Here is an 11,352-nt window from a genome sequence, read left to right on the forward strand (position 1 = left end):
TTATTTTTGCAGAACAGGGAGTATTTGATGAACTAGATGTTGCAATGATGGTTCATCCATCAGATAAAACTATAGAAAGTGGGACATCTATGGCGCTTTATCCATTACAATTTACTTATACAGGAAAAACTGCACATGCGGCTTCTTGTCCACAAGATGGGATAAATGCTTTAAATAGTGTTATTCAGTTATTTAATGGAATTGATGCTTTGCGACAACATGTCACTCCAGATGTTAGAATGCATGGAATTATAACTAATGGAGGAGTAGCTGCAAATATTGTTCCAGATAAAGCTGTAGCTCAATTTTACTTCAGAGCAGCTACAAAAGAAATACTAGATGATGTATTAGTAAAAGTAAAAAATATTGCACAAGGAGCTGCTCTTATGACGGGTTCAAAACTAGAGATGACAAGATATGAATTACCTAATGATAATTTAAAAACTAATAAGAGTTTGTCAGAGTCTTTTAGTAAAAACTTAAGAACTCTTGGGATAAAAGATATTTATGAAGCAAAAGATACAGGTTCAAGTGATATAGGAAATGTAAGTCATAAAACACCTACGATACACCCGTATATAGGAATATCTAATTATAATGTAACAGGTCATAGTGTAAACATGGCAGATGCTACTATAACACCTTTTGCACATGAAAGATTACTTATAGGAGCTTTAGCACTTGCGTATACAGGCTACGATGTTTTAATAAAAAAGGTAGATTTAAAAGGTTAATTTAAGAAATTTCTGAAAAAATAATTATATTAAATATAAAGTGGGTATTAAGTATATAAATGAATTTAAAAGGGGGATTATTTATGAATTATAAACAACTTATATTAGATGGAAAGTCAGTAAGAGAGTTCAAAGAGGAAGCTATAGAATCAAAATATTTTAATGAAATAGAAAGTTACATAAAAAAGTCTAAAAAATTATTACCTGAAGTGGATATAGAGTTAAAAATATTTGACAACAAAGAAACTTATGAAAAGTTAGAGAATATAGCGGGGTACAATGGACATATGATAAAAGCTCCTAGTTACGCTGTTATACTATCAGATGTTAAACGAGGATACATTGAAAATAGCGGATATATAGGAGAAAGATTAATCTTAAAAGCTAGGGATTTAGATATTGACTCATGTTGGGTAACTTTTAATGATAGTGATATTATAAAAGAAAAATTAGGTATTTCATCAAACAAAGAGGTAACTGCGATTATAGCGTTAGGTTATGGAATTGATAAAACTATTAAAAATAAGAGTGGATCAGAAAGATTAGGAGTAGAAAAAATTGTATATATGGATAAATGGGGAATAAATACAAGTATAGATGAGCTAGAAGAAAGAGGGCTTCTTGATGCATTTAGTTACGCTAGAATGGCACCATCAACTCTTAATAGACAACCATGGAGATTTATAATAGATGGAGGAAAAATTATACTAGCAGTTAAAAAAGATGATTTTACTAGCAATTACGAGAGAGGTATAGACGCTGGGATAGCTATGCTATATTTCGGATTAATAATAGATACAACTTTATTTGACTTAAAATGGAATGTAGATAAAATAGATAAAGATTATAATATACCTGAGGACTATGAAGTCATAGGATATTGCAGTATATAAAACTTTAGATTTACTTATATAGAATTGAAAAACCATACTGAATTTTATTCAGTATGGTTTTTTACGCTTAAATGATACTACTTATACTTGAGTATTGATAAAAATGATTTAAAAATGTTATCCTAAAGTGTACGTATATAGATAAGTTGAAATCTTCTATAAGACATAAGGGGGTATTATGATTAGGATAGCAATTTGTGAAGATGAAAAGGATCAACAAGAGTTACTAGAAGGGTATATTAATAAAGCATTTAAAAGTATTTCATTACAATATAAATTAGATATATTTAGTTCAGGAGAAGAACTACTTGAAAATTACTCTAAAGATTTTGATATAGTTTTATTAGATATACAATTAGGTGAAATTAATGGGATGGATACAGCTAGAAAAATTAGGCTTTTAGACAATAAGGTAGAAATTATATTTATTACATCTTTGATAGAATATGCACTAGAAGGCTATGAGGTAAGAGCTTATAGATATTTAGTAAAGCCAGTAAAATATGAGAAATTAAAAGATAATATAATAAACTGTATTAAAGAAGTAGATATAAAAAATAAATACATTATAGTAAAGGAACAGGGAAATCAAATTAAATTAGATGTAAATGAAATGACTTATATAGAAGTTCAAAAAGAAAATATAACTATACATACCTCAACTAAAACTTATAAAACAAAGGGAACCATGAGCAATTTTGAGAAGGATATAGATTGTAGTAGATTTTTTAGATGCCACAAGAGTTTTTTAGTTAATTTAGATCACGTAAAATCCATAAAACAGTATGTTGCCATACTTGAAACTAGTGAAGAAGTACCTGTAAGTAGATATAGATTTAAAGAAACTAAAGAGAAATTTTTTGAGTTGATAGAGGAGATTTTATGTTAGGTATTCATAGAGCTTTAGGTACTGTAAATATGTTTATATTCATATTTTGTTTTTTTATGTTAATGAATAAAATAGGTTATGTTTATAACTGTAAAATTAATCTTAAATCTATAGTAATCTTATTACTAGCTATATGGTCAGTTGTAATGGGTATGCCTTTTGGAGTTGTATCATTACAACCTCTAATCAGCACAGTGTTAATATTAACTTTAATTTGCAAATGTGTTTATAACATTAATATAAAAAAGTCTATTATTAATTCGTTAACATATAGTTTAGTATATATATTGATAGAATGTAGTATTTATTGGTTTTTATTTATGACGTTTAGTTATATAGGTAATTATATATATGCATTGAATCTTGGAATAAATTTTTTGATTGTTTTCACAGGAATATATTTTCTTGATAAGATACAAAAACTATATAATTATAACAAATACCTATTATATATAAGTCTAACAATAACAGTTAATATATTTATACTTGTACTTTTAAATGTTTTAATTTCAGCATCAAATGATTTATATAGAATAGTAATAAACAATAACATTGAATATAATAATATTTTATATATGAGTAAGATATCTAGTTTTATAGAGTATGTATTTCCTTATATCTTAGGTATAACAAATATAATATTAATATTTATTGTTGCAAATTCAATAAAGTCAGAAAAAGAAAAAGTAAAATTGGAACTTGTAAATGAAAAACTAGATATGCAATATAAATACTATTTAATGGTTAAGGAATCACAAGAAAAAATGAAACGAGTATACCACGATATGAATAATCATATGGAAAACATAAGGTCACTAAAAAATAGTAGTGAAGACGTAAATGAATATATTAACAATATCGAAGATGAAGTGAAAAATAATAAAAATATTTATAATACAGGAAATGCTTTATTAGATATTATATTATATGAAAAAAGTAAAGACTGTATAAAAAATAATATATATTTTAATGTAGGCATAGATTTTAGTAAATGTGAATTCATAGATATGATTGACATAAGTAGTATATTTTCAAATTTAATCGATAATGCAATAGAAGCATGTAATAAAATTGATGATAATAATATAGAAAAATATATAACTATAAAAGGTACTTTTATAAAGAGCTATTATGTTGTAAGATGTGAAAACAGTAAAACAAATAAAGTAATAATTAGAAACAATAAGATTTTAACTTCTAAAAAAGATAAATTTCTTCATGGAATAGGTTTGGATAGTATAAAGTCTTCAATAAAAAAGTATAATGGAGAATTAAAAATTAAGAATAGTAAGTTTAAATTTATAACTAGTATTCATATCCCATTCGAGTAAAAATTTAATGAAAATTTTTGATTAACGTGACAGTTGTCGGCAAAAAAATACCACTTGTCGGACTTATATTGAATACGAATTTTAGAAATGTTACCTTTGATGATAAAGAAGGTAACATTTTTTTATGTGCCCTCGAAACAATTACATACGAAAAACAGGAGGGAAATGATGAGAGTAAGTTTTAGATTAGCTATAGCATACTTAAAAAAGCAAAAGGGAAGAACTTTATCATTAATCATTAGTATTGCATTAGCTGTTATATTAGTATTTGCACTTAATGTAGTTCCAGAATCTAAGAATAAACATGATATAAAAGAAGCGTATAAAAAATTTAGTGATTATCATGTAGAGTACAGCAATATTAATTTAGAAACTGTAAATCAATTAAAAAATGATAAGAATATAAAAGTTATCAATGATGTTATAAACCTAGGTAATGCAGTAAGTAATAAAGGAGTATCTATAAGTTTAAACTCTTATAGTAACGGGTTTATAGATTCTTATGGTTATAAGCTTATAAAAGGTAATGAACCTAAAAATGAAAATGAAATAGTAGTAGAAGAAAAAGCGCTTAAAGAGATAGGGTTAAGCGATGATTTAGGGCAAAGTATTGATTTTAATATTATTAAAAATTATATAGATGAAAATAATCAAAATCAGATTTATAGTAAAGAGAAGTCATTTAAGTTAGTTGGAATATTGAAAAAGCCAGATGGATTTTATGATGAAAATTTATACTATAAAGTCAAAGCTTTTACTAAATACACAGAAAATCAAAGTATTTTACCTAAAAAACTAATAAGTCATTCAGGGGTACTTAAATTTATCACTAGTATAGATATGGCAGATAAAGTAATAGCCAAATATAAATTAGATGACGAAAATTTCATGATAAATGTGCAACTAAATGAAGCTATACAAAATTATGAGATGTGTAGAGGTGAAAATATTAAGCTTACTAATAAGTTGATTCCTATGGTTGCAGCGACACTAGTCATATACAACATATTTAATATTATCTTAATAGATATGACGAGACAAATAGGAATGTTAAGATCAATAGGTATGACTAAAAAAAATGTAAGGTGCATGATATGTATTCAAAGTTTTTTAGTGTTAATTATTGGACTAGCGGTAGGCTTTTTACTTGGAACACTAGCATCGTATGTAGGGCTTAGAAGTATATACAATGAACCTATAAGTGTTTATATAAGTAAAGGAAGTATAATAGAGCCTTTAAGTCTGGCAGTCATCTCAGTAGCTATATCTAGTGTTTTTATTATTTATAAGTGTGGAAAGATATCCCCAATAGAAGCTATTAGAAGTACTAATAGTTCAAAGTCAGTAAAAAAAGATAAATTTTATCATAAGTTCATAAGAAAAGTATTTGGAATTACAGGGTATATGGCATACAAAAATATATGGAGATACAAAACAAGAACAATTTTATCAATATTTTCAATAAGTATGACAGGTTTCTTGTTTATAACTAATATGGTTGCATTTAGACAATATGATAAGAATGTAGATAGTCTTAGCCCAATTATTTCAGAAATGGGAGAAAGTGACATAATACTTAGTCACAATTATAACAACTCAAGTGAATATTTTAATGAATACACAGATGATGAGGTAAGTAAGATATCTGATATAGATGGAGTTAGCAATTTAACTAGGAGTATGAATGTTACAGGATACTTAAACTCAAATAAAGAAAATATAAGCGACTATTACAAACAATATAATTCTCTAGATAAGGATGAATCAAACTTAGAAATAGGAATAGCTATAAAAGGATATGATAAAAGTACTCTTAAAAAACTAGAAAAATACCTAGAGGATGGAAACATAGATAACCTAAGGGAAGACGGTGATATAAAAAGTGCAATAGTATCTAACTACTTTTACTCAGGGGAAGCTATATCAACTGATTCAAGTACATTAAAAAAATTAAAAGTAGGAGATATTATTGAAGCTAGAATTCCCGTAATTAATGGTAAAGAAGTAAAATATGTTAATCAAAAAATTAAAGTTGTAGGATTATTAAAACCTGACTATGTTTTAAACGCTGAAGGTGGAAAAGACTCAAATTTCCAAGTTATATTAGATAAGAATAGTTTTAAGCAGGTAACAGGTAAAAAAGATTTTAATAATATATCTATAAAATTGCAAAAGGATAAAGAAGAAGTAGTAGTTTCAAATGTAAAAGAAATAATAAATGAAAATAGATTTAAGGAAATGGAAAGTAAGTATGAAAATAGAAAGCTGTCTACTGAAGGAAATGAAAAACTTAAAAAAGAGGTATTGGTGAGTGTAGTACTTACAATGGTTATATCATCTATAAATATAGTTTGTATAGTTAATACAAGCATAATGATTAGAGTTAAAGAAATTTCAACACTAAGATCTATTGGAATGAGTATGAAAAATATTAAGAAAATGATACTAAAAGAAAGCATTATATATGGAATTTTGAGTTCAATTATAGCTGGAGTATTTTCTAGTTATAATGTTTATAAAAATATGCAAAGAGCAAATGAAGCTTTTTCTAAAGGGTTAGGAATTAAACAAGCATATGAATTTAGTATTCCTGCAGTAGAAATACTTCAGTTTGGGGTAGCAACAATACTTATATGTGTAGTTGCTGGATATTTAGCAAACAATAGGGTTTCAAAATTAAGTATAGTAGAAGGTCTTAGAAATGAAGAGTAAAGGTGAGGTTGAGATGAGTATATTAGATATAATAAATTTAAGTAAGACTTATGGTAAAGGTGAGAATAAATTAGAGGCATTAAAAAATATCAACATATCTATTGAAAAAGGAAAATTTACAGCAATAATAGGTCCTAGTGGAAGTGGTAAAAGTACTCTACTTCATTGTATAGCAGGTCTTGATAGTATAACAAGTGGAGAAGTTATATTAGATGGAGCTGATATATCTAAGTTATCAGATGATAAATTATCAAAGATAAGAAGAGCAGAGTTTGGATTTATATTTCAAAGCTTTAATCTGATACCGGTTGTAAATGTATATGAGAACATAATTCTTCCTGTATCTGTGGATGGAAAAAAAGAAGATAAAGAGTATATAAATGCTTTAATAAAAAAGTTGGGTATTTCAAGTCAAATTAATAAATTTCCAAATGAACTTTCAGGAGGTCAACAACAAAGAGTAGCAATAGCTAGAGCACTTGCGAACAAACCTTCTATAATATTTGCGGATGAACCTACTGGAAACTTAGATAGTAAAACTAGTAAAGAAGTTATGGACATGCTTTGCATGAGTGTAAAGGAATTTAATCAAACTTTAGTCATGATAACTCATGATGAAAAAATAGCAAAAATGGCTGATATAGTTGTAACTATAGGCGATGGAAAAGTAAAAAGTATAGAAAAAATTAGATAATAGTTAAAGCGTATATACTAAAATAACAGAAAGAGAGGGGGTCGTATTTACGACTCCCTATAAATTAATAATAATGTTATAAATTTATTTAAATTGATTTGTGTATTTTTGATTTTTTTCTTCTTTGCATTGGCATCCATTTTTATATTCTGGGCAAGTACCTTCTAGTCTTTTTTTTGTAGTGCAAGACATTTTAACATCACTATGGCTATTAAACTTTGGTTGTTTATTTTTCATCAATTTGTCCTCCTAGTAATAGTTTTAACACATTCTTATTATTATCCGATTTAAGAAAAAATATTGTATTAAAAAGCATTTATTAAATTAATGATTTTGTCTTCTAAAATCTATCGTATTTTATCGAAAGTTTTTTCTTTTAGTAAGTATGATGTTATTTTAAGTATATGTTGACTTAGTATTAATAACGAGATTACACTTATCTTGCAGAATATATTCTGCTAAATTGTAACGTAAGTAGATCAATATTCGAGGAGGTAAATAAATGACTTATTATCCAGAAATATTTAAACCGGCTTATATAGGAAAGTTAAAAATTAAGAACAAAACATCGATGGCTCCTATGGGTCCAGTAGGTTATGCAGATTCATTTGGGGGATTTAATCAACGTATACAAGACTATTATGTAGAGCGTGCGAAACATGGAGTAGGACTTATAATAACAGGGATATGTTCTGTTGATAATAGTATCGAAGGTATACCAACTATTACAATGCCATGTCCTACTAAATCACCTATTGCATTTATACATAGTACTCATTCAATGAATGACAGAATTCATGCATATGGTGCTAAAATATTTTTACAACTTACAGGAGGTCTTGGAAGAAGTGCGCTTCCTGGCTTTACATCAATAAATATAGCACCATCAGAACAGGAGAATAGATTTGACCCAAGCATAATACATAGGGAAATGACAAAAGAAGAGATCATGAATTTAATACAAAAATTTGTAGAATCAGCAGTAGTAGCAAAAAGATCAGGTTTTGATGGAGTAGAAATACATGCAGTTCATGAAGGATATTTATTAGATCAATTTGCCATTTCATTCTATAACAAGAGAGAAGATGAATTTGGTGGAAGTTTAGAAAACAGATTAAGAGTATCAACCGAAATAGTTAAGGGAATAAAAAAAGCTTGTGGCAAAGACTTCCCAGTAAGTTTAAGATATAGTTTAAAAAGCTGTATGAAAGGATTGAGACAAGGAGGTCTACCTAAAGAAGATTATGTAGAAGCAGGAAAAGATATTGAAGAGGGTATAAAAGCAGCTAAAATCTTAGTTGAAGCGGGATATGATGCTCTTAATGTTGATGCTGGAACATATGACTCTTGGTATTGGAACCATCCACCTATGTATTTCGAAGAGGGAGTGTATAGAGAGTTTGGAGAAGTTCTTAAAAAGTATGTAGATGTACCAATAATACTTGCAGGTAGAATGGAAAATCCAGAAATGGCAGTAAAAGAAATAGGGAAAAGTTGCGATATATTAGGTTATGGTAGACAATTACTTGCAGATCCAGAGTATGTTGAAAAAATGAGAACAGGAAGATTAGATGAAGTTAGACCATGCCTTGGATGTCATGAAGGTTGTATGGGAAGACTATCTAAAGGCCCTGTTAGCTGTGCTGTAAACCCAGCTTGTGGCAGGGAAAGTATTTACGGGATAGTTCCAGCTACTATTAAAAAGAAAATACTAGTTATCGGCGGAGGAGTTGCAGGTCTTGAAGTAGCTCGTGTAGCGTCTATATCTGGGCATAAGGTAACTCTTTGTGAAAAAACAGATAAATTAGGTGGTAATTTAATACCTGGAGGTATGCCTCATTTCAAACGTTATGATCATCAACTAGTAGCTTATTATAAGAGACAACTAGAGTTACTAAATGTAGATGTGAGATATAATACTTTTATAGATCAGGATAGTTTATCTCAATGTGATGTAGATATAATAGTTGTGGCAACAGGTTCTACAGCAAGAAAAATAGACTTTAAGGGTTCTATGAAGAGTGTAACTGCTGAAGAAATTCTTCTAAATAAAGTTTCATGTGGAGATAATATAGTAGTAGTTGGTGGTGGATTAGTTGGTTGTGAAACTGCTCTTTGGCTTGCTCAGCAAGGTAAAAAAATATCAGTAGTAGAAATGATGCCAGAAATAGTAGGTGGTCATGATAGTATCCCTCATATGAATGAATTTATGTTAATAGATCTTCTTAAATTCCATAATGTTGACATCTACACGAATACAAGTGTTACAATGACCAAGGATAGAAGTGTGGAAGTTAAACAAGTAGATAATATATTTGAAATACCAGTAGACACAATAATAACTTCAGTAGGATACCTATCTAATGATAGTTTATATGAAGAAATCAAAGATTTAAATATTCCAGTTTATAATATAGGTGACTCAAATGGAGTTCATAACATTATGTATGCTATTTGGGATGCTTATGAATTAGCAAGAAATATTTAGATATATCTGATAAATGGACTCAAAAGATTAGGAATTTAGAGAACTTTCTATTAGGTCGGGATTAGTTAGAACTTTAAACTTTAATTTGTATAGGTATTTTGTTAATATAGATATAAAGATAAGATTAAAGGAGATAGACCATGGAGTATACTAAACAGCAAATACAGGAAATGCAAGCTAAGATAATAGATATATTAGAAGAAAATGGAGAGATGAGATTTGGAAAATTAGCAAAAATGCTGATACATTCGGGAATGGCTGAGTCGAGTTTTATAGTACAAAAAATATTAAAAAGAGGATGCACTGAATATAAAGAGTTTGATGGGAATGAATTATTTGTAACACCTAAAACAGGATTTTGGAAGTTAGTAGATTAATTTTCTAAGAAGCACTGATTTTAAGGCTTAGGCTTTAGATTAGTGCTTTTCTTTTGTTTATAATAAACTCTTAGTTTGGATCCATAGGGGGAGTTTGAGGTTATATAGCATCTTCATTCACTATAAAGTCTGAAGGGTGTGGCTTTAACGTTTTGTCAGATTGATATATAGCCTAAAACTCTTTATGATGAAGAACATTGGATTTGAAAGCTTATGCTATCAAATAAGCGTTTTTTATTAGAATTAAAATTATGAACGAGTAATTAATATTGGAAGAACAAGTTGGTATAATAAAACAAAATATATTTATACCTACTATTTTAGCCATTTATCTAAAGATTTCTTACTTCTATATGTTGCAGAGTCTGTAAATTCAGTAAAAGTCTTTCTACAATCTTTACAAATATATTTTTGCTTACCATTGTATTTACCATTTCTTGATATCGATTCAGAATGGCAATGAGGACATACTTTCCCCTTGGCAAATCTAAACTCTTTAACTTCTTCACATACTTGCTCTACTGGAGACCTTAATACAAGAAATTCTTCTAAGTAAGATAATAATTCCTCTACTTGACCTAATGGTAATGTTTGTATATCTGTTAATATAGACTTTATACTTGGCATACTATAACCTCCGACACATTGATATATCTATATTACAACCTATATATTTAAAAGTATTCATTTTCAACATTAATTTAAAACATAGCCTAATAAAAAAGTTAGGTATTTCAAGTCAAATTAATAAATTTCCAAATGAACTTTCAGGAGGACAACAACAAAGAGTAGCAATAGCTAGAGCACTTGCGAAAAAACCTTCTATAATATTTGCAGATGAACCTACTGGAAATTTAGACTCGAAAACTACAAGAGAGGTAATGGATATTTTAAAAGTATGTGTTAAAGAATTTAACCAAACATTAGTGATGATAACTCATAATGATGAAATTGCAAAAACTGCAGATAGAATTATAACTATATCTGATGGAAAGATAGTTGAAGCAAACAGTTAACATTATAAATATTATTTTTACAATTATATTCTTCTTAAAGAAGGACGAGAATTTATTTTGCTTTATTGATTATATATATACTTTAATCTATAATTAGTTTTATAAAAGTTTTTATAAAACAAAGGGAGAATTTTATGATTAAGAAAAGTAATATTGAAGACTATAAAATGTCAAATAAAGCTAAAATAGCCAAATTTATATATAAACAAAATGAAACT

The 11,352-nt window shown here is 27.9% G+C and carries 9 protein-coding genes and 2 pseudogenes; 9 read left to right on the forward strand and 2 right to left on the reverse strand.

What is annotated here, in order from left to right:
• The 6 genes from ACRDDE_RS03455 to ACRDDE_RS03480 all read left to right on the forward strand — a co-directional run.
• On the forward strand, window positions 1–734 hold a 734-nt coding region (locus ACRDDE_RS03455), incomplete at its 5' end, for a peptidase dimerization domain-containing protein (protein WP_438625546.1).
• A gap of 83 nt (window positions 735–817) precedes the next feature.
• Window positions 818–1,627 carry a nitroreductase family protein gene (locus tag ACRDDE_RS03460; protein WP_438625548.1) on the forward strand — a complete coding sequence of 270 codons (810 nt, stop codon included), beginning with the start codon at window positions 818–820 and terminating at the stop codon, window positions 1,625–1,627.
• 178 nt (window positions 1,628–1,805) lie between these two features.
• Window positions 1,806–2,516, forward strand: coding sequence for a LytR/AlgR family response regulator transcription factor (locus ACRDDE_RS03465; protein ID WP_438625549.1), 711 nt, complete (start codon window positions 1,806–1,808; stop codon window positions 2,514–2,516).
• Window positions 2,510–3,847: a sensor histidine kinase gene (locus ACRDDE_RS03470; RefSeq protein ID WP_438625551.1), complete on the forward strand. Its 1,338-nt coding sequence runs from the start codon at window positions 2,510–2,512 to the stop codon at window positions 3,845–3,847. Before ACRDDE_RS03465 ends, ACRDDE_RS03470 begins: the two co-directional genes overlap by 7 nt.
• A gap of 168 nt (window positions 3,848–4,015) precedes the next feature.
• The gene (locus ACRDDE_RS03475) at window positions 4,016–6,559 is read left to right on the forward strand and encodes an ABC transporter permease (protein ID WP_438625553.1); all 2,544 of its coding nucleotides are present in this window, start codon (window positions 4,016–4,018) and stop codon (window positions 6,557–6,559) included.
• A gap of 13 nt (window positions 6,560–6,572) precedes the next feature.
• Complete coding sequence (locus tag ACRDDE_RS03480; protein WP_438625557.1) at window positions 6,573–7,253, forward strand: ABC transporter ATP-binding protein; 681 nt, start codon at window positions 6,573–6,575, stop codon at window positions 7,251–7,253.
• An 84-nt stretch (window positions 7,254–7,337) separates the two neighbouring features.
• On the opposite strand, the gene ACRDDE_RS03485 is transcribed toward ACRDDE_RS03480, so the two are convergent.
• A complete protein-coding gene (locus tag ACRDDE_RS03485) occupies window positions 7,338–7,490 on the reverse strand; it encodes a hypothetical protein (RefSeq protein ID WP_156317183.1) in 153 nt (50 codons plus the stop codon).
• Window positions 7,491–7,755: 265 nt separating this feature from the next.
• On the opposite strand from ACRDDE_RS03485, the gene ACRDDE_RS03490 reads away from it, so the two are divergent.
• Complete coding sequence (locus ACRDDE_RS03490; protein WP_438625555.1) at window positions 7,756–9,741, forward strand: oxidoreductase; 1,986 nt, start codon at window positions 7,756–7,758, stop codon at window positions 9,739–9,741.
• Window positions 9,742–9,881: 140 nt separating this feature from the next.
• Window positions 9,882–10,118, forward strand: coding sequence for a hypothetical protein (locus ACRDDE_RS03495; protein WP_053831829.1), 237 nt, complete (start codon window positions 9,882–9,884; stop codon window positions 10,116–10,118).
• 318 nt (window positions 10,119–10,436) lie between these two features.
• Here the strand turns inward: ACRDDE_RS03495 and ACRDDE_RS03500 are convergent.
• A pseudogene (locus tag ACRDDE_RS03500) lies at window positions 10,437–10,745 on the reverse strand (IS1/IS1595 family N-terminal zinc-binding domain-containing protein); the annotation flags it as partial.
• 86 nt (window positions 10,746–10,831) lie between these two features.
• Between ACRDDE_RS03500 and ACRDDE_RS03505 the strand changes: the two are divergent.
• Window positions 10,832–11,134, forward strand: a pseudogene (locus ACRDDE_RS03505) (ABC transporter ATP-binding protein); the annotation flags it as partial.
• Window positions 11,135–11,352 lie beyond the last annotated feature (218 nt).

It is taken from the genome of Paraclostridium sp. (assembly GCF_051656405.1).
In the GTDB taxonomy this organism is placed as follows: domain Bacteria; phylum Bacillota; class Clostridia; order Peptostreptococcales; family Peptostreptococcaceae; genus Paraclostridium.

Bases quoted from the DNA above. Each gene is read 5' to 3' on its own strand.
- ACRDDE_RS03490 (WP_438625555.1), top strand. From the start codon at position 7,756: ATGACTTATTATCCAGAAATATTTAAACCGGCTTATATAGGAAAGTTA.
- ACRDDE_RS03485 (WP_156317183.1), bottom strand. From the start codon at position 7,490: ATGAAAAATAAACAACCAAAGTTTAATAGCCATAGTGATGTTAAAATG.
- ACRDDE_RS03480 (WP_438625557.1), top strand. From the start codon at position 6,573: ATGAGTATATTAGATATAATAAATTTAAGTAAGACTTATGGTAAAGGT.
- ACRDDE_RS03460 (WP_438625548.1), top strand. From the start codon at position 818: ATGAATTATAAACAACTTATATTAGATGGAAAGTCAGTAAGAGAGTTC.
- ACRDDE_RS03470 (WP_438625551.1), top strand. From the start codon at position 2,510: ATGTTAGGTATTCATAGAGCTTTAGGTACTGTAAATATGTTTATATTC.
- ACRDDE_RS03475 (WP_438625553.1), top strand. From the start codon at position 4,016: ATGAGAGTAAGTTTTAGATTAGCTATAGCATACTTAAAAAAGCAAAAG.
- ACRDDE_RS03465 (WP_438625549.1), top strand. From the start codon at position 1,806: ATGATTAGGATAGCAATTTGTGAAGATGAAAAGGATCAACAAGAGTTA.
- ACRDDE_RS03495 (WP_053831829.1), top strand. From the start codon at position 9,882: ATGGAGTATACTAAACAGCAAATACAGGAAATGCAAGCTAAGATAATA.